16 protein-coding genes are annotated in these 18,818 nt (G+C 71.8%); 10 read left to right on the top strand and 6 right to left on the bottom strand.

Annotation, left to right across the window (positions count from 1 at the left end):
• The first annotated feature begins 35 nt into the window (after positions 1–35).
• Positions 36–1,046: a phosphatase PAP2 family protein gene (locus ABZ801_RS28065; RefSeq protein ID WP_360703222.1), complete on the top strand. Its 1,011-nt coding sequence runs from the start codon at positions 36–38 to the stop codon at positions 1,044–1,046.
• On the top strand, positions 1,043–2,341 hold the full coding sequence (locus tag ABZ801_RS28070; protein WP_360703225.1) for a glycosyltransferase 87 family protein: 1,299 nt from the start codon (positions 1,043–1,045) through the stop codon (positions 2,339–2,341). The genes ABZ801_RS28065 and ABZ801_RS28070 overlap by 4 nt, the downstream gene beginning before the upstream one ends.
• On the opposite strand, the gene ABZ801_RS28075 is transcribed toward ABZ801_RS28070, so the two are convergent.
• Positions 2,314–3,762: a DUF2079 domain-containing protein gene (locus ABZ801_RS28075; protein ID WP_360703228.1), complete on the bottom strand. Its 1,449-nt coding sequence runs from the start codon at positions 3,760–3,762 to the stop codon at positions 2,314–2,316. The two genes, ABZ801_RS28070 and ABZ801_RS28075, sit on opposite strands and share 28 nt — an antisense overlap.
• Before the next feature lie 367 nt (positions 3,763–4,129).
• On the opposite strand from ABZ801_RS28075, the gene ABZ801_RS28080 reads away from it, so the two are divergent.
• The gene (locus ABZ801_RS28080) at positions 4,130–4,645 is read left to right on the top strand and encodes an A24 family peptidase (protein WP_360703231.1); all 516 of its coding nucleotides are present in this window, start codon (positions 4,130–4,132) and stop codon (positions 4,643–4,645) included.
• Positions 4,646–4,675: 30 nt separating this feature from the next.
• Here the strand turns inward: ABZ801_RS28080 and ABZ801_RS28085 are convergent, their stop codons facing one another.
• Positions 4,676–6,466: an LCP family protein gene (locus ABZ801_RS28085; RefSeq protein ID WP_360703235.1), complete on the bottom strand. Its 1,791-nt coding sequence runs from the start codon at positions 6,464–6,466 to the stop codon at positions 4,676–4,678.
• Positions 6,467–6,928: 462 nt separating this feature from the next.
• Between ABZ801_RS28085 and ABZ801_RS28090 the strand changes: the two genes are divergently transcribed.
• The 7 genes from ABZ801_RS28090 to ABZ801_RS28120 all read left to right on the top strand — a co-directional run bounded on the left by ABZ801_RS28090 (position 6,929) and on the right by ABZ801_RS28120 (position 15,764).
• Positions 6,929–7,759, top strand: coding sequence for a hypothetical protein (locus ABZ801_RS28090; protein ID WP_344944314.1), 831 nt, complete (start codon positions 6,929–6,931; stop codon positions 7,757–7,759).
• Positions 7,760–7,898: 139 nt separating this feature from the next.
• Complete coding sequence (locus ABZ801_RS28095) at positions 7,899–9,848, top strand: fumarate reductase/succinate dehydrogenase flavoprotein subunit (protein WP_360703238.1); 1,950 nt, start codon at positions 7,899–7,901, stop codon at positions 9,846–9,848.
• Positions 9,845–10,615, top strand: a complete 771-nt coding sequence (locus ABZ801_RS28100; protein ID WP_360703241.1) for a succinate dehydrogenase/fumarate reductase iron-sulfur subunit — start codon at positions 9,845–9,847, stop codon at positions 10,613–10,615. The genes ABZ801_RS28095 and ABZ801_RS28100 overlap by 4 nt, the downstream gene beginning before the upstream one ends.
• Positions 10,616–10,878: 263 nt before the next feature.
• Entirely contained in the window at positions 10,879–11,610 is a 732-nt protein-coding gene (locus tag ABZ801_RS28105) for a Crp/Fnr family transcriptional regulator (protein ID WP_344944323.1), read from the top strand.
• Between the two features lie 147 nt (positions 11,611–11,757).
• Positions 11,758–13,305, top strand: a complete 1,548-nt coding sequence (locus ABZ801_RS28110) for an FG-GAP repeat protein (RefSeq protein WP_360703244.1) — start codon at positions 11,758–11,760, stop codon at positions 13,303–13,305.
• Between the two features lie 79 nt (positions 13,306–13,384).
• Positions 13,385–14,383, top strand: a complete 999-nt coding sequence (locus tag ABZ801_RS28115; RefSeq protein WP_360703247.1) for a LysR family transcriptional regulator — start codon at positions 13,385–13,387, stop codon at positions 14,381–14,383.
• 136 nt (positions 14,384–14,519) lie between these two features.
• The gene (locus ABZ801_RS28120; protein WP_360703250.1) at positions 14,520–15,764 is read left to right on the top strand and encodes a M14 family zinc carboxypeptidase; all 1,245 of its coding nucleotides are present in this window, start codon (positions 14,520–14,522) and stop codon (positions 15,762–15,764) included.
• A gap of 44 nt (positions 15,765–15,808) precedes the next feature.
• Here ABZ801_RS28120 and ABZ801_RS28125 read toward each other — a convergent pair whose 3' ends face one another.
• The 4 genes from ABZ801_RS28125 to ABZ801_RS28140 all read right to left on the bottom strand — a co-directional run bounded on the left by ABZ801_RS28125 (position 15,809) and on the right by ABZ801_RS28140 (position 18,670).
• Positions 15,809–16,426 (bottom strand): hypothetical protein, encoded by a 618-nt coding sequence (locus tag ABZ801_RS28125; protein WP_360703253.1) that lies wholly within the window; start codon positions 16,424–16,426, stop codon positions 15,809–15,811.
• A 220-nt stretch (positions 16,427–16,646) separates the two neighbouring features.
• Positions 16,647–17,498 (bottom strand): methyltransferase domain-containing protein, encoded by an 852-nt coding sequence (locus ABZ801_RS28130; RefSeq protein ID WP_360703256.1) that lies wholly within the window; start codon positions 17,496–17,498, stop codon positions 16,647–16,649.
• A complete protein-coding gene (locus ABZ801_RS28135) occupies positions 17,495–17,746 on the bottom strand; it encodes a hypothetical protein (protein ID WP_360703259.1) in 252 nt (83 codons plus the stop codon). Before ABZ801_RS28135 ends, ABZ801_RS28130 begins: the two co-directional genes overlap by 4 nt.
• A gap of 171 nt (positions 17,747–17,917) precedes the next feature.
• Positions 17,918–18,670 (bottom strand): succinate dehydrogenase/fumarate reductase iron-sulfur subunit, encoded by a 753-nt coding sequence (locus tag ABZ801_RS28140; RefSeq protein ID WP_360703262.1) that lies wholly within the window; start codon positions 18,668–18,670, stop codon positions 17,918–17,920.
• Between the last annotated feature and the right edge of the window lie 148 nt (positions 18,671–18,818).

An 18,818-nucleotide genomic window follows, 5' to 3' on the forward strand; every position in this document is an offset into this window, starting at 1 on the left:
CGTTTCGGCCCTCCGCGAGGTTAGCGTTGCGCGGCATGGGGACCATGGCCGGAACGGGTACCGACGCGGACGGCCGGTCCGAGGCCCGCCGCTCCGGCCGCCACCGCGGCACGCCCTCGCGTCTTTCCGAACAGCTGGCCGTCACCGCGCTGCTGCGGGCCCTCGCCCGGCTCACCGCACTGACGTTCCTGGCCGTCGCCGTGCTCGCGCAGTTCCCCTTCTGGCACCCCGAGGTGCTGTTCTTCCTCCTGCTGGCCGTGTTCACGCTGCTGGGCGAGGCGCGCTCCTACCTGACGCACTTCGGCCCGTTCATCGGGCTGGTGGCCGTCTACGACTCGTTCCGCGCGATCGCCGACGACCTCAGCGGCAACGTGCACGTCCACGAGATGATCAACGTCGACGGGTGGCTGTTCGGCGGGACGCTGCCGACGGTCTGGCTCCAGTCGCACCTGTGGGACGGGCAGGTGAGCTGGTTCGACTACTACTTCTATCTGCTGTACATACTCCACTTCCCGATGCCCACCGCGCTGGCGCTCTACCTGTGGCGGCGGCGCCCCGCGCTCTACCGTCCGTTCGTGGCGAGCCTGGTGGTCCTGTCGTTCTCGGCGTTCATCACGTACGCGGCCTTTCCCGCGGCGCCGCCGTGGATGGCCTCGGAACAGGGGGACATCGCGCCCGTCGCGAGGATTGCCGGGGACGTCTGGGCGTCCCTGGGAGTGCACGGCTACGGCTCGATCTACGACCGCATCTCGCCCAACCCCGTGGCGGCGATCCCCTCGCTGCACGCCGCGTACCCCACGCTGTTCCTGCTGTTCATGGGCAGATGCTTCGGCTGGCGGCGCGTCTGGTGGCTGGCCTTCTACCCGATCTCGGTCTGGGTGGGCATCGTCTACTTCGCCGAGCACTACGTCATCGACTTCATCCTGGGGGCCCTCTACGCGGCCGCCGCCTACGCGGTGACGATGCTGGTGTTCGCCCGCCTGCGGCGACGCCGCTCCCGCGGGTCGCCCGCCGGGGCCACGCAACCGGAGGCCGCGGCAGGATGAGCGACGACGCCGGCCCGGAGGTCTCCGTGCGCGCCCATGAGGACGCGGCCGCCGCTCCCCGGGCCGGGCGCGAGACGACGCCTCGGCGGACGACCGGCCCCGGCCGACGATGGACCGGTGGCCGGCTCATCTGGGCATGGGTGCTGACCCGGCTGCTCATGCTGGTCATCTGCTTCGCGCCCGGCTACCCGCTCAGCAGCACCATGAGCGACGCGGTGCTCTACCACGAGTGGGGCCCCGCCCTCGCCGACGGACGATTCCCCGACGACGACGTGCGCTGGCAGTATCCGCCGCTGGCGGCCGTGCCGATCCTGTTGCCCAGGTTCCTGGGCGGCATGTACGGGATCACCTTCATGCTGTGCGCGCTGGCCGCCGACTTCGCGATCCTGTACCTGCTGCGGCGCGCGGACCGCTCGCCGGCGGGGGCGTGGTGCTGGATCGCCGGGATCTTCCTGCTCGGCCCGACCTGCCTGTTCCGCTTCGATCTGTTCGTCACCGTCCCGGTCGTGGCGGCTCTGCTCTGGCTCGGCCGCCATCGCCTGTTCGGCGTCCTGATGGCGGTGGGCGCGCTGATGAAGGCGTGGCCGGTGGCGCTGGCGCTCGCGCTGCGCCGCGACCGCACGATGATCCGCGTGGCCGCCGCGTGCGCCGCGACCGGGGCGCTGGTCGCGGGCGCGGTCACGATCGCGGGCGACGGAGCGTGGGGCTTCCTGCGGTCCCAGCGCGACCGCGGCGCGCAGATCGAGGCCGTGGCCGCCACCCCGATCAACGTGGCGCGCTGGTTCGGCTGGGATGGGCAGGTCCGCTACCGGTACGGGTCCTGGGAACTCGTCGGGCCGGGGGTGGACGCCGCCCTGGCGGCGAGCTTCGTGATCACTCTGGGTGGCCTGGCGTTGCTGGCCGTGCCGGTGCTGCGCCGCGATCCGCGGGAGTGGACCCCGGCCGCGGGCGCCGACGCCGTCCTGGCCGGTGTCCTGGTCCTGGTGGTGGGCGGCCGGGTGCTGTCGCCGCAGTACCTGATCTGGGTGCTGGGGGTCGCCGCGGCGTGCCTGGCGACGGCGGGCACCCGGCAGCGGCCCGCGGCGGCGCTGGTCCTGGTGGCGGCCGCGCTGACGCACCTGGACTTCCCCATCCTGTGGGTGGCGCTGCTCAAAGAAGGCGGGTTCCCGCCGATCGCCGTGCTGGCCCTCCGCAACGCGCTGCTGGTGGTGGCCACGGTGCTCGCCGTCCGGGCCGTGTGGCGGCGGCCCCGGGAGGGGGCTCCGCGTCAGGGTGCGGCGGCCGTCCGCCGGTAGAGCACCACGCCGTCGTCCTCGGTCACCTTGGTGAATCCCTGCGACGGCAGTGCCCGCAGGGCGGCCTGCACCTGTTCGGCCGTCGGCGGCCACAGACCGGCCCGTGCCGCGCTCTCCTGGTCCAGCGTCTTGGGCGCGATCGTCCTGACCCGTGTGTCCGTCACCACCCAGTCGACGCGTTCGCCGTGCGAGGGCGGGAAGATCACCACCCGGCACCGGCCGGTGAGGTGCGGCGCCACGGAGTTCCCGGCCGCCACCGCGACGCCGTCGGGCACCTTCGCCAGCACGCGCCGCGCCGCCGCGTAGTGCGGGGTGTCGGCGTAGTTGTTCGGATTGGTGATCCCCCAGGGGGTCAGATGCATCATGAGTGCGAAAATCCCGGGGAAGACGATGGCGGTTCGCCGCCATATCCGCATGCGCAGCCGTCCGTCGGCCCGCAGTGCGGGAAGCACCTCGATCAGCGCCACGAACAGAATCGGCATGAGCACCGCGTTGTAGTGGACCCGTCCGACCTCCCAGTGCACCGGGTTCGTCGACACCAGCCGGGAAAGCAGCACGGGAACGGCGACGAGCGCCAGCGGGGTGCGCAGCGCGGCGCCTCCCGTGAGCAACAGCAGCAATGCCAGCAGGACGAGCTTGCGCGGGTTCTCGAAAAGCCCCGCGGGAAACGACAGCGCCAGCGACCACAGATCCTTGTCCGGATCGAGATAGGCCGAATAGCTGAACCGGCCGTCGTTGAAGAACGGCAGGACCACCTTGACCGTCAGCACCACCGCGGCCAGTCCGGCGACGACCAGCGCGGCGCCCGACCGGCGCTGCCCGCGCCAGAACAGATATCCGCCGATCGCCGCGACCAGGAGCCCCATGTCCTCCTTGACCAGCAGCAACGGCAGCGTCCACGCCACCGCCGCGCGCCAGCGCCGTTCGGCCAGCGCCACCATCGCGAACGCCAGCAGCGGAACGGCGAAGGCGATCTCGTGGAAGTCGAATCCCAGCGCTCCCTGGATCCCCCAGGAAAGCGCGTAGGCGGCCGACAGCCACAGCCCGACGGCGACGCCGAGCCGGCTGACGGCCAGCCTGGCGACGGGCACGATGGAAAGGGCGATGAGCAGTGCCTGCGCCACCAGGAGGGTCTGCGCGCCGGGCCAGATCCGGTAGAAGGGCGCCAGCGTCACCAGAATGGGGTGGAAGTGGTCGCCCAGCACATGGACGCCCGGCCCTTTGAGGGGAATGATCGGCGCCTGGAACCGGGAGTAGGCGCGCACCGCCTGCTCGAAGATCCCGAGGTCGTAGCCGGTGGTCCTGAGCAGGTGGTGCCGTCTCAGCGAGTAGCCCGAGTAGAGCACGAAGAATGCCACCGCGATCGCGTACGCCGACCGGCGGGCGAGTTCTTCCCGGGCGCCCGCGGCGGACTCCGCCACCCCCGAATTCTTCGCGGATTCGTCCGCGGGGGCGTCATTTCGCGCCGCGATAGACGCGTTCCCCCCATTATCGTCAGGCACATTGCCGACCTTATCCGCGGCCGGCCGCGCCGGACAAGGCGGCCCCATCACGCCCACGTCACATTCTCGACGCCATTCCTGGCCGAATGCGCGCCGGTGAGCGCGGCGCCGGCCGGCGCCGCCTGATGGAGGACGACTTCACGCCGATGATCGGGGCTTGGGAGGGGGAACGGAAAGATGGGAGGATGCCCAGGTGAGCAGCGACGCGTCCGTTGAATCCCCCACCGAAAGCGCCTGGTCCCTTCGTGCGGATTGGACGGAACCGGTCAGGCGGCACCCAGTGCCGGTGCTGCTCGCCGGGGTCGCCGTGCTGGCGCTGCTGGTCTGGCGGATCGGTCCGCGGGCCGATCTCGTCGCGTTCGCCTACCTCGCCTGTGTCGGCACCGTGCTCGGCACCGTCGACATCAGCCTGCGGCGCCTTCCCGACCCCCTGACGCTGCCGTCCTACCCCGTCGGTGCGGCGTTGCTGGGGGCGGCGGCACCGTTCACCGCCGACGGCGGCGACCGGTTCGTGGACGCTCTCATCGGTTTCGGCGTCCTCTGGGGATTGTTCGCCCTGCAATGGGTGGTGCTTCCCCGCGCGCTCGGCCTGGGTGACGTGAAACTGTCGGGCGTGCTGGGCCTGTATCTGGGGTGGCTGGGGTCGGACGCCTGGACCCTCGGCGTCCTGGCCATGTTCGTCCTCGGCGGCCTGTACTCGGTCGCTCTCATCGTGCTCAGGCGCGCGGCCCGCGGCGCGACGATCCCCTTCGGACCGTTCATGCTCCTCGGGACGCTCGCCGGCGTGCTCGCGCACGCCTGACGCCGCCGCCGGCGGAGTCGCCCGCCCCCGTCAGGCGCAGAGGTTCTTGCCCGCCTCGACCCCGCCGGTGATCTTGTCGATGGCGGGCGGGGCGAGGCGGACGCCGTTCGTGCCGACGACGAGCGTGACGTGGCCTGCGGGGACGCCTGCGTCGGCGGTCAGCACGCCGTTGGGGACGGCGGCGGCCAGCGCGGACGCCTGGGCCTCGGCGGACGGGTGGTAGGCGATGCGGCTCTCCGCGGCCTCGGACCTCTTCTCTATCTTCTCTTCGACGTCGAAACCGCGGTTCTTCAGCTGCCGGGCGACGCGCCCGACGTCCTTGCCGCCCGCGTCCACCACTGTCACCTTCACCTCCTTGGGCGCGGGCACCGCGGGCCGCGGGGCCGCCGGCTGCTCGGCGGGCAGCTCGCTGTCGTGCCGGATCGCCTCGAACAGCGGCTTGGCCAGCTCGTCGTTCCACTGGACGCGGTTGGGGTCGGGGGCGTAGCCCTCCACCGGCACCGTGACGAACCGCACCTGGCCCGCGTTCATCCCGCGCACGCCCTCGGCCAGCTTCCGCATGGCCGACAGGTCGAGGTCGTCGTCGGTGGTGACCGACTCGGTGACGGCCTTGAGGAACTTGTAGGTCTTGGCCGGGTCGGTCAGCACCTCGCCGCTGGTGGCCTTGTTGACGACCGACGCCATGAACCGCTGCTGCCGTTCGATGCGTTCCAGGTCCGAGCCGTTGCCCAGGGTGTAGCGGGCCCGCACGTACCCGAGGGCCTCCTCGCCCTTGACGGTCTGCTTTCCGGCCTTCAGCACCAGTTCGGCGCGCGGGTCGTTGACGGGGCGGTCGACGCAGATCTCCACGCCGCCCAGCGCGTCCACCACCCGTTTGAACCCGGCGAAGTCCACCTGCACGAAGTGGTCGATGTGGATGCCGGTCAGCTTCTCCAGCGTCTTCCACGTGCAGGTCGGCCCGGCGAACGCGAACGCGGTGTTGAGCATGCCGAACCGGCCCGGGACGGTGCCGCCCTTGTCCTTCTTGCAGTCGGGGATGTGCACCATCGAGTCGCGGGGGAAGCTGATGCCCACGGCCTGGTCGCGGTTGGGCGACAGGTGCAGCAGGATCGCGGTGTCCGACCGCGCCCCCGCCATGCCCGCGGCCGCCCCGTAGCGGGCGTTGTCCCCGTCGCGGCTGTCGGACCCGAGGAGCAGGATGTTCAGCGACTTGTTCAGCTTCTTGGGACGGTCGGTGCCGAGCTGCTCCTCGGTGACGTCCTGCTTCTCGATGCCGCCCATCAGGTCGGCGTAGAGCCAGCCCGCCCCGATCGCCGCCACCGCCACCAGCGCCGTCGCGCCGATGGCGACCCGCCGCCACACCCGGCGCCGCCCCTTGCGCGCGGTGCCTTCGGCGGGGCCGTCGTCGTCACCCGGGGCTTCGGCCGGCGCGGCGGCCGCCTTCTCCGCCTCGTCCCCGGTGGCGTCGGCCGCCGCAGGGGACGGCTCCTTGGCCGTCGCACCGCCGCCGGCCGTCTGGGCGTCGCCGGTCGCCGGGGAATCACCGGCCGCCTCGCCGGCGTCGGGGGTGGAACCGCTGCCGACGGTCGCGGCGCCGGGAGCCGCCTTGCCGGCCGGTCCCCGGTCAACGGCCGTGCCGTCGTCCTCGGCCGTCTCGGAGGGCGCGGCCGTCTTGTCGTCGGCCGTCTTGTCCTCGGGCGCGGTCTTGTCTGTGCCCTGGGGAGCGTCACCTGGGGAGCTTTTGGCGGTGGTGGCGTCTGGGGCTTTGCGGGTGGCGGGGTCCTCCGCGAGGTCGTCGCGGCCGGGGTCGTCGTCGCTCATCGGTCCCGTTTCGGCAGGCCCTGCCAGGGCGTTGGATTGTCAATGGCTGCCAGTTTATGCAGGTGCGGTGGATGTCAGCGTGTCCGAAGTGGCGTGCGTCCCCAATTGGCCGCACAATTGCGCGGCCAGGAACGGCCGGGCGCGGTGCACGCCGCCGCGGCACCGGCATGGCGGCGGGTGAGGGGACGGTGACGCGATGCTCATTCGCGCTCGTCTCGATTCCCGTGCGCCATAACTCCTGGTTATGGGTCCGGGGGTTGCGGCCTTCCAAAATCTGTGGTCAGGCTCACATCAAGGGCTGGCTGTTATGTATGTCACAGTGCCAGTGTGGTGGCGTAAGGTCGCCTGACCGGAAAGCGCGCACGAGGCGTCACCGCCTGTCGCGGCCGAGGCGCGGCGGCCGCACGGGTGCGCGCGGCCGTGGTACGGGGACCCGATGACCCGAACTCAGGAGCGCGAGCGATGAGCACTGTGGAGGCGCCCGCCAAAGCGCGCGCCAAGATCAAGGAACGGACCCTCCGGCGGGACAACTGGCGCGTGTATCCGATCACCACGCTGGTGATCTTCACGGCGTGGGTGGTGTACGCGACGGTACGCGCGTTCTGGGGCGCGGCGTTCTTCGTGCCCGAGTACCACTATCTGACGCCGTTCTACTCGCCGTGCCTGAACGAGATCTGCAACGACGTCACGCTGAACGGGCACACGGCGGACGCGGCCGAGTTCGGCACGTTCCTGCCCGCCGGGACCAGGGGCTGGATCCCGTTCGCGGCGCTGTCCCTGCCGTTCCTCCTGCTGTTCCGGCTGACCTGCTACTACTACCGCAAGGCGTACTACCGGTCGTACTGGGCCTCGCCGCCCGCGTGCGCGGTGGCCGAGCCGCACAAGAAGTACAGCGGCGAGCGGCGGTTCCCGCTGGTCGGGCAGAACCTGCACCGCTACTTCTGGATGGCCGCCGTGGTCATCTCGCTGATCAACACCTACGACGCGATCCGCGCCTTCCAGGGCGCCGACGGCGGGTTCGGCGTGGGGCTGGGCAGCCTGATCCTGCTCGCCAACGTGATCCTGCTGTGGGGGTACACGCTGTCGTGCCACTCCTGCCGGCACATCGTCGGCGGACGGCTGAAGAACTTCTCCAAGCACCCGGTGCGGTACTGGATGTGGGGGCAGGTCTCCAAGCTGAACCAGCGGCACGGCCAGTACGCGCTGATCACCTTGGGTTCGCTGGTGGTGGCCGACTTCTACGTGATGCTCGTGGCCAGCGGCACCATCTCCGACCTGCGGTTCTTCAACTGAGGACGGGCATGGAGACGAGCAGGGGCACGACCGCGGGACGCCGCGCCGGAGCGCGGCGGGCGAGCGGGACGCGCGCGCGGAGGAAGGGCGGCGCGACGGCGCGCCGCCGAGGCGACCGGACGGGACCGGGGAGCAGGTCATGAGTGAGATCGAAAGGCACGCCTACGACGTCGTGGTGATCGGCGCGGGCGGGGCCGGGCTGCGCGCCGCGATCGAGGCCCGCATGCAGGGCAAGAAGACCGCGGTCATCTCCAAGTCGCTGTTCGGCAAGGCCCACACGGTGATGGCCGAGGGCGGCGCGGCGGCCGCGATGGGCAACGTCAACCCCAACGACAACTGGCAGGTCCACTTCCGCGACACCATGCGCGGGGGCAAGTTCCTCAACAACTGGCGGATGGCCGAGCTGCACGCCAAGGAGGCCCCCGACCGGGTGTGGGAGCTGGAGGCGTGGGGGGCGCTGTTCGACCGCACCAAGGACGGCAAGATCAGCCAGCGCAACTTCGGCGGGCACGAGTACCCGCGGCTGGCGCACGTCGGCGACCGCACCGGCCTGGAGCTGATCCGCACGCTCCAGCAGAAGGTGGTGGCGCTGCAGCAGGAGGACCACGCCGAGCTCGGCGACTACGAGGCCCGCATCAAGGTGTGGGCGGAGACGACCGTCACCCGGCTGCTGAAGGACGGCGACCGGATCTGCGGCGCGTTCGCCTACGTCCGCGAGACCGGGAAGTTCGTGGTGTTCGAGGCGCCCGCCGTGGTGCTGGCGACCGGCGGCATCGGCAAGGCGTTCAAGGTGACCTCCAACTCCTGGGAGTACACCGGGGACGGGCACTCGCTGGCGCTGCTGGCGGGGGCGACGCTGCTGAACATGGAGTTCGTCCAGTTCCACCCCACCGGAATGGTCTGGCCGCCGTCGGTGAAGGGCATCCTGGTCACCGAGTCGGTGCGCGGCGACCGCGGGGTGCTGAAGAACTCCGAAGGCAAGCGGTTCATGTTCCGCTACATCCCTGAGGTGTTCAAGGACAAGTACGCCACCACCCCGGAGGAGGCGGACCGCTGGTACGACGACCCTGACAACAACCGGCGCCCGCCCGAGCTGCTGCCCCGCGACGAGGTGGCCCGCGCGATCAACTCCGAGGTGAAGGAGGGCCGCGGCTCACCGCACGGCGGGGTGTTCCTCACCGTGGTGGACCGGATGCCGGGCGGCGCCGAGGAGATCAAGCGGCGGCTGCCGTCGATGTACCACCAGTTCAAGGAGCTGGCCGACGTCGACATCACCGCCGAGCCGATGGAGGTCGGCCCGACCTGCCACTACGTGATGGGCGGGGTGGAGGTCGACCCGGACACCGCCGCGGCGCTGGTCCCCGGCCTGTTCGCGGCGGGCGAGGTGGCCGGCGGCATGCACGGCTCCAACCGGCTGGGCGGCAACTCGCTGACCGACCTGCTGGTGTTCGGCCGCCGCGCCGGGCTCGGCGCCGCCGAGTACGTCGACTCGCTGCCCGACAAGCCGGTGGTCACGGAGGAGGCGGTCGAGGCGGCGGTCACCGAGGCGCTGGCGCCGTTCGAGCGCGAGGGCGGCGAGAACCCGTACGCGGTGCACGCCGAACTGCAGCAGACGATGAACGAGCTGGTCGGCATCATCCGCACGGAGGAGGAGCTCAAGCGGGCGCTGGAGGCGCTGGACAAGCTGCGCGAACGCGTCCGCAACGTCAGCGTCGACCCGGTCGCGGTGAACGACGGGCGCGGCTACCACCCCGGCTGGCACCTGGCCCTGGACCTGCGCAACATGCTGCTGGTGTCCGAGGCGATCGCCAAGGCGGCGCTGGAACGGCAGGAGAGCCGCGGCGGGCACACCCGCGACGACTACCCGGAGATGTCGGCCGAGTGGCGCAAGCTCAACCTGGTCGTCCGCCTGACGGGCGACCCCGACGACCCCCGCGTCGAGCTCAAGCGGCAGCCCATGGACCCGATGCGCGACGACCTGATCGGGCTGTTCGAGACCGACGAGCTGAAGAAGTACCTCACCGCCGAGGAACTGCCGGCCGAGGTCAGGGCCGCCGCCGGTGACGAGGACGAGGAGAGCGACCGATGAGCTACGAGGCCAAGTTCCGGGTCTGGCGCGGCGACGCGGGCGAGGGCGAGCTTCGCGACTACACCGTCGAGGTCAACGAGGGCGAGGTCGTCCTCGACATCATCCACCGGCTGCAGGCGACCCAGGCGCCCGACCTGGCGGTGCGGTGGAACTGCAAGGCGGGCAAGTGCGGCTCGTGCTCGGCCGAGATCAACGGCATGCCGCGGCTGATGTGCATGACGCGGATGTCGACGTTCGCGCCGGACGAGACCGTGACCGTCACCCCGGTCCGCACCTTCCCGGTGATCCGCGACCTGGTCACCGACGTGTCGTTCAACTACGAGAAGGCGCGGCAGATCCCGTCGTTCGACCCGGGCGACACCGAGCCGGGCGAGTTCCGGATGCAGCAGGTGGACGTCGAGCGCTCGCAGGAGTTCCGCAAGTGCATCGAGTGCTTCCTGTGCAACAACGTCTGCCACGTCATCCGCGACCACGAGGAGAACAAGCCGGGCTTCGCCGGGCCGCGGTACCTGATGCGCATCGCCGAGCTGGAGATGCACCCGGCCGACACCGCCGACCGGCGCGCGATCGCGCAGGAGGACCACGGGCTGGGCTTCTGCAACATCACCAAGTGCTGCACCGAGGTCTGCCCCGAGCACATCAAGATCACTGACAACGCGCTGATCCCGATGAAGGAGCGCGTGGTCGGCCGCCGGTACGACCCGGTGGTGTGGCTCGGCTCCAAGCTCGGCATCGTCAGGAAGGGACAGGACACCCCCTCGGCCTGACGGCGGACCGGCCGGGGACGTCCGTCGTTGCTCGGCGCGGCTCGCCTCGCAAGGTCGGCGGGCGGCGTGCCCCCGTCGCCGCCGCCCGCCGTGCCCGCCGTTCCCCATGAACGTTCGCGGAGCGGCAACCTGGCCGCGCACGCCGCGTCCAAGCCTCCCCCGGGGACGAGCGCGGTGAATAGGAAGAAGTACACACAACGCGTGACGCATTCGTGATTTGGCGACTGCTCACAAGGTGGGGCCGTTCGCTCTAGCGTGGAGATATGAACGCCCCCCTGGAGCCCGGTTCGTTTCTCGCCGAGCTCACGTCCGCGGAACGCGCCGAGCTGGAACGGCGCGCCCGGGTCCGCGTCTTCGCCCGCGGCGAGGTGCTGTTCGCCGAGGGGGAGCCGTCCACCTGGGTGGCGGTCCTGCTCGCGGGACGGGTCAAGGCGTACTCGCACCGCGAGCACGGCGGCGAGGCGCTGCTGGCGGTGCGCGGGCCGGGCGCGCTGCTCGGCGAGGTCGCCGCGATCGACGGCAACCCGCGTTCGGCCACGGTCGCCACCCTGGAACCGGCGCGGGCGCTGACCCTCACCGCCCCGCAGTTCATGGCGTTCCTGCAGGACAACGGCAGGGTGTCGCTGCTGATGATGCGGATGCTGTGCCAGCGGTGGCGCGACGCCGACCGCAAGCGCGTCGAGTTCGGCATGTTCGACGCCACCGGCCGGGTCGCCCAGCGCCTGGTGGAACTGGCCGAACGGTTCGGCGTCCCGTACGAGCCGACCGGCCGGGGCCGTCCCGCCGCCGACGCCGCGGCCGGACGCGGCAACGGGAGCCAGAGCGTGCGCATCACGCTGAACCTGTCGCAGGAGGAGCTGGCCGGGTGGGTCGGCGCCTCCCGCGAGGCGGTCAGCAAGGCCCTGCGCACGCTGCGCCGCCACGGCTGGATCGAGACGGGACGCCGCCGCGTCATCGTCCACGACCTGCAGGCCCTGCGCCGCCACGCCCGCTGACCCGAGCGCGCCGCCGCGCCGCGTCCGGACCGTTCCCCCCGGGGGTGGCGCGATGCGGCCACAGCGGCGTGGAACGTTTCGGTAAACCCGTTCTGAACGCGCGCCGTCATCTGAGTGATGAACGTCTCACGGAGGACGGGGGAGCGGTTGCGAATCGGCAGACTCACGGCGGCGGTCGCGGCGCTGGGCGCTGTCGCCGCGTTCGGCACGGGCACGGCGGGAGCCGCTCCTCGCGCGGCGGCGGAGTGCTCCCCCCACGGCCCCGACTTCAACGGCGACCGGTGCGCCGACGTGGCGATCGCCGACCCGGACGCCACGGTGTCCGGGAAGGCGCGCGCCGGGCGGATCAACATCGTGTACGGCGGCGCCGCCACGGTCGCGTCGCTGACACAGGGGCAGCCGGGCGTCGGTGACGCCCCGGAGGCCGACGACGGGTTCGGCACCGCCGTGCGGGCGGCCGACCTCGACGGCGACGGTCACGCCGACCTGGTGGTGGGGGTGCCGTCGGAATCGGTGGCGGGCGGCGACGACGCGGGCGTCATCCACGTGATCTACGGGTCGGCCGCGGGGCTCGGCGGTGGCCGCCCGGGCCTCGTGCTGCGGCAGGGCGCCGGCGGCATCGGCGGCACCCCCGAGCCGGGCGACCGGTTCGGCGCGGCGATCGCCGTCAACCGGACCACGGTCGCCGACGGGGCCGCGCCCGCCGTCGCGTTCGGTTCGCCCGGTGAGGACGTCGGCGATGTCGCCGACGCGGGCTCGGCGGGCGTCGTGACGTTCGACCGGCGGACCGGCGCCGTCGCGGCCACCGCCACGATCACGCAGAACAGCACGGGCATCGGCGGCGCCGCGGAGGCGGGCGACCGGTTCGGCGCCGCGGTCGAGCTGTTCCAGGGGCCCGGCGGCTTCGGCTGCGCGGTCTCGGGCGTCCGCGGCTTCACCCTGGTCGCCGGGGCGCCCGGCGAGGACCTGGGCGACCGGCGCGACGCGGGCATGCTGCACCTGGCCCGCGACCTGGCCACCGACACGCCGCTGTCGCAGGACACGCCCGGGGTGGACGGCAGCGCGGAGACCGGTGACCAGTTCGGCGCCGCCCTCGCGCTCAGCTCGTACTGCGAGCACGACGGCCCGTCGCACGTGCGGCTCGCCGTCGGCGTGCCGGCCGAGGACGTCGGCGCCGCCGCGGACGCCGGGATGGCCCACCTGTTCGCCACTGACGACGAGCTTCCGCTCCCGCAGCGGTGGAGCGCCACCCAGGACGCGCCCGACGTCGCCGACACCGCCGAGGCGGGCGACCGGTTCGGCGCCGTCCTGGCGGTCGGCGGGCCGTGGCGGGACGGTTTCGGCGAGCCCGTGGTCGCCGGCGTCCCCGGCGAAGACGTCGACGGCGCGGCGGACGCCGGTGCGGTGCACGTCTTCGGCGACGCGGCCGGCACCCCCGGCAACGGGGACGTCCACCTCACCCAGTCCGCCGCCGGTGCCGTCCCGCAGCCGGGCGACCGGTTCGGCGCCGCGCTGACCAGCCGTTACGACCACCTGCTGAGCGGCGCCCCCGACGACGCGACCTACGACAGGGGCGTCGTCCACGGGATCGCGTGGCCGGCGGTGTTCGGCACGCCGACGCCCGGCCCGCTGTTCGTCCCGGGCCGCGACGGCGTCCCGGCGGACGCGGTCCGCTTCGGCGCAGGGCTCGCCTGACCGGTGCGCGGGGGCGGCCGGCGGACGCCCGGCGGGGTGGCCGCCGACCGCCGCTCCCGCGGGCCGTACCCTGTGCAGGGTGCAGTTGCAGCAGCTGGCCTACTTCGTCGCGGTGGCCGAGGTCCGGCACTTCACCCACGCGGCGGAGATCCTGCACGTGGCGCAGCCGTCGCTGTCCAAGCAGATCCGCGCGCTGGAGACCGAGCTGGGCGCGTCCCTGTTCAGCCGGGCGCGCGGCAACATCACCCTGACCCCCGCGGGCGAGGCGCTGCTGCCGCTGGCCAAGCGGATCCTCGCCGACGTCGACACCGCCCGGCTGGAGGTGCAGGAGCTGGCGGGCCTGCGGCGCGGCCGGGTGCGGCTGGGCGCCACGCCGTCGCTGTGCGCCGGGCTGCTGGCCGACGTCCTGCGCCGATTCCACGACGCCTACCCCGGCATCCGGCTGATCGTCGAGGAGGGCGGCTCCCGCGACCTGGTCCGGGAACTCACCCGCGGCTCCCTCGACCTGGCGCTGGTGATCCTGCCCCTGCACGGCGACCCGCCGCTGGACACCGTCCCCATCCTGCGCGAGAACCTGGTCGTCGCGTCCCCCGCGGACCCGGAGAACGCCGACCGGACGCACCGCGGGATGCTGCCGCGCCGCCCCTACCTGCGGATCGAGGACCTGCGCAACCGTCCGCTGGTGATGTTCCGCTCCGGCTACGACCTGCGCGAGGCGACGATCGGCGCCTGCCGCGCGGCCGGGTTCGAGCCGAGCTTCGCGGTCGAGGGCGGCGAGATGGACGCGGTGCTGCGGTTCGTCGAGGCCGGGCTGGGCATCGCCGTCGTCCCGAGCATGGTGCTCGCCGGACGCCCCGGCCTGCGCGGCACGCCCCTCGTGCTGGACGACTCCGATCCCGACGCGTCCCGCCGCGGCCACCACCCCGGCCTCCTGCGGACGATCGCGCTCGCGCACCGCAAGGACGTCGACCCCACCCACGCCGCCCGCGCCTTCCAGGAGACCCTGGAGACCTTCCTGGTGGAGGCGGCCCTGGCGGGCAGCCTGCCCTCGGGCGTGGAAGCCCTCGTCACCGCCTGACGCCCGTCACCGCCTGACGTCAAGGACAACCGTCACCGATACACCGGACGGCGAATCAGTGGATCTTGACCGTCCGTCGTGCGGCCTGCGCATCTAGGGTCCGATCTGACCGTCCGACCCCTTTTTCGGAGGCCGTATGCGTCCGTCCCCCCGCCGCCACCGCACCGCGCTGGCCGCCTCCCTGCTGGCCGCGCCCCTCGCCCTCACCCTGACCGCCGCCCCGCCCGCCTCCGCGTCGCCCGCCCCGGCCGCGCCGCAGCAGTGCAGCGACGAGCCGCGCGACCTGCCCACCTGGAAGTTCATCGACTACGACGAGATGCGCGCCGAGCTGGCCCGGCTCGAACGCGTCAGCCACGGCCGCGTGGAGGTGAAGGTCGCCGGGAAGTCCAACCGGGGCCGCTCCATCCACACCGCGACGGTCGGCACCGGGCCGAAGGTGTTCATCGTCACCTCCGAGATCCACGGCAACGAGAAGACCGGCACCACCGCGCTGCTGCGCATCCTGAACTGGCTGGGCACGTCCGGCTCCCCCGAGGCCGCGCGGATCCGCAAGGAGATCACGTTCGTCGCCGTCCCGAAGATCAACCCGGACGGCGCCGAACTGGACCGGCGCGGCAACGACAACTCCTGGGCCGAGGTCCAGCGCGACTTCCCCCAGCTCGCCGGCCGACCACCCGCCTGGAACTACCTCAACACCCAGCTGCAGGGCGACGACTACACCACCAAGCCCGGCTTCGACCTCAACCGCGACTTCAACCCCGACCTGGAGTACCAGCCCAAGCCCGAGGACGTGCCGGGCGACGGGTCGAGGCCCGGCTGGTTCCTCAACCCCGAGTCGCAGACGCTCCGCGACATCTACAAGTACTGGCGCGCCCGCAAGGGCAAGGTGCACACCTACGTCGACCTGCACCACCAGGGCGCCTGCGTCCGGGAGGACGCCCAGAACCGGCTGCTGGACGTCGCCGTCGACTACCCGCCGCTGCCCGACCGCTTCTTCGAGCCGGGCCAGAAGTACGCCCCGTACGCCCGGACCTACGCCAAGACGCTGTCCAAGCAGCTGGCGATCAGCGCGTTCCGCGGCATCGAGGAACGCGGCTACATCCCCGCCCGCTACCCGCACCCGCCGACCCGCGACCTGCCAGGCCAGGCCCGCTCCTCCTTCGGCCTGATCGGCACGGGCACGGTGCTGTTCGAGGTCCGCGGCCAGACCCAGACGATGGGCCACTACCAGTCCGAACGTTTCATCCGCGCCGTCACCGCGGGCCTGACCGCCATGCTGCGCGACGTGGCGTCCGGCGAGGTCGGCACCATCGACCCCGACACCTTCGAACAACTCCCCGGCACCGCCGAGCAGCAGTCGACGGCCGCCCTCGAAGACTGACGCGATCGTCATGAGGCCGCCGGTCCGCCGGCGAACCGGCGGCCTCACCGCGCTCGGACGCCCCGCCTGCGCCGCCAGTAGGCGACGGTGAGCAACCCCAGCAACGGCCCCCACAGCAGCAACGGAAGATAGGCGGCCAGGGCCAGCACGCCCTGCCAGTGGCCAGGATCGAAGAGGGAGGAGAAGCCATCGTCGATCGGGCGGCCGTAGAGATCACGCTGGAACAGCGCGTTGCCCCACGAGACCGTCCACAACGCGGTCAGGACGGTGGCGCCGAGAGCGGCGGGGACGACGGCGGCGAGGGGCGGCACCCGGCGGCCGCGCAGCACCGGCACCCAGCGCGGGAACACCTCTCCCCACCGAGCCACCAGACCGACGGCCGTGAACGCCAGCAGCTCCGACACCACCGACAGCAGGATGACGTACACCTCCAGCGGCAGCCACCACGGCAGATTCCCCGAGCCCTGGGCGTCCACGCCGTCAACGATCGGCGCGTGGAAGGTGCACACCGCTATCCGCCAGACGCTGGAGGGCAGCACCGTGAACGGGACGGCGTAGGCGGCGATCCGGGCCCATCGCGGTACCCCGGCGACCGGGTCGTGCGCCGCCCGCCACGCGGTGCGCAACCGACCGGCCGGCGCGGCTTCCATGAGAGTGGTCATCTGCGTTCCTCCTGAGCGGGGGCACAACGTGCCCGGCACCTACGAAGATCGCAGCGAGACCGCCACGCGCTCACCCTCCGCGGGAGGGAACCACCTCGCCCGTACGGGGGAAACGACCGGCTACGGCCGGTCGAAGCCGCGAAACGTACCGGACTCGTCGGCCATGTCGGCGTAGTCGGCGAAGTCCAGCGATCCTTCCAGGCCCGACCCCGCCCCCCGCCTACTGCGCCGGATCAACAGGATTCGCGGGCGAATCCAGCCACACGGACTGCCCCTCGCGAGTGACGGTCACTCCATACCGCGAGTAATGAGGCCGCCCGGCCTTGATCCACCTCTCCTCGGCCTCGTGCATGACTCGGGGCAGCAGGCGCTGCGCGCGCAGGGGCATGAATCCCGCCCTGCCGATGAATCGGCCCACGGCGGTTCCGTCGGCCCGGACGGTGAGCCGTGCGAGTGGCCAGTCCGGATGGATCGTGGGGGCCCAGGGGACGACGATCGTTCCGCCTGGCGTGGTCTGTTCCACCCAGGCGTAGGGCACGGTGTGCGCGGCGGCGGTGACGATGATCCGGTCGTAGGGCGCACGCGGCGGGTGGCCGTTCTCACCATCGCCGACGATCACCTCGACGGGATGCCCGGCCTTGTGCAGAGCCGTCCGGGCCTGCTCGGCCACATCGGGATCGATCTCGATGCTGGTGATGTTGTCGTGGCCGAGCACGTACGCCAGCACGGCCGCGTTGTATCCGGTCCCCGTGCCGATCTCCAGGACCTTCATGCCGGGGGCCGGGTCCAGCGCCTGGATCATCGCGGCGATGACCCGCGGGGAGCTGCTGGAGCTGGTGGCCACCAGTCCCCGGCCGGTTGCGGGGTCGCTCACCTCCACCGGAACGCCGGGGTGGGGACCTACCTTGGTGATCACCGCCCCGTCGTCATCGTCCACGAGTTGCCGCCACCGCACGGGCTGCTCCGAGCGCCGCAGCGGGACCAGCCAATGGTCAGGCCCCGGGACGTAGACCACGTCCGGGATGAACTGCTCACGAGGGATCGCTGCGAGGGCCTCCGCCGGAGACCTCACTGCTCACCCGTGCCGTTGCACACCACGCACGGTTCCCACCGCCGTTTCTCGTGCCCGTTGTCGGTCACCCACTGGCCCTTGGCGCCGTTACACGCGTTGCATTCTTCCTTTTTGGCGTGTTTGCCCATCGTGTCGTCGCCTTTCTCGCCGAGAGACAAATCACGACCCAACCTAACGGCGGCGTCCATGCCGCGGATGTCGCTCGGTGGATAGACGTCGGCATCCAGCGAATGCGCTGATGTGTACACCTCAGGGGCGCCGGGCCATCGCTGTCGGGGGATCGGGGCCTTGGTGGGCGGCGGTATCCGGCTGGTGGGAGGGGCGCCCCGGTTGAGGGCGCCGTGGCCTGCGGCGGCTGGATGGGTTCGGATAGCGCAAAGCGCGCGTCCCGGGTCCCGGGACGCGCGCTTTGTCGTGGGTTACTTCTTTTTGCCGCCGGCGGTGGCCTTGAGGTAGTCGTGGTTGAGGCGGCCGATGACGTCCAGCGGGATGCCCTTGGGGCAGGCGACCGTGCACTCGCCGGTGTTGGTGCAGCCGCCGAAGCCCTCGGCGTCGTGGGCGTCGAGCATGCTGACGACGCGGTCCCAGCGCTCGGGCTGGCCCTGGGGGAGCAGGCCCAGGTGGGTGACCTTGGCGCCGAGGAACAGCGACGCCGAGCCGTTCGGGCAGGCGGCGACGCAGGCGCCGCAGCCGATGCACTCGGCGGCCTCGAAGGCCTTGTCGGCGTCCGGCTTCGGCACCGGCACCGAGTGGGCCTCCGGGGCGGTGCCGGTCGGCGCGGTGATGTAGCCGCCGGCGGAGATGATGCGGTCGAACGCCGAGCGGTCGACGACCAGGTCCTTGACCACGGGGAACGCCTTGGCGCGCCACGGCTCGACGTCGATGACCTCGCCGTCCTTGAACTTGCGCATGTGCAGCTGGCACGTGGTGGTGTTGCGCTCGGGGCCGTGCGGGGTCCCGTTGATGACCAGGGAGCACATGCCGCAGATGCCCTCGCGGCAGTCGTGGTCGAAGGCGACCGGCTCCTCGCCCTTCTGGATGAGCTGCTCGTTGAGCACGTCCAGCATTTCCAGGAACGAGGCGTCGGGAGAGATGTCGTCGAGCTTGTACTCGACCATTCCGCCCTTGTCCTCAGGCCCCTTCTGGCGCCAGATGCGCAGTGTCAACTTCATGGCCGCTGGCGTTCCCTTCTAGTAAAGTTCTGACGTCGCGACAGCCAAGCGACCGGCGGGCGGGCAGTCCGTTGCAGGGCGTGGAGACCTCGGCGATGGCCGGTCTGTGAAGCGCCAACCACCAACTCTCGGGTTGGAAACCCACCGG

This window comes from Actinomadura sp. NPDC047616 (genome assembly GCF_040642915.1).
GTDB classification, from domain to species: Bacteria; Actinomycetota; Actinomycetes; order Streptosporangiales; family Streptosporangiaceae; genus Spirillospora; species Spirillospora miaoliensis.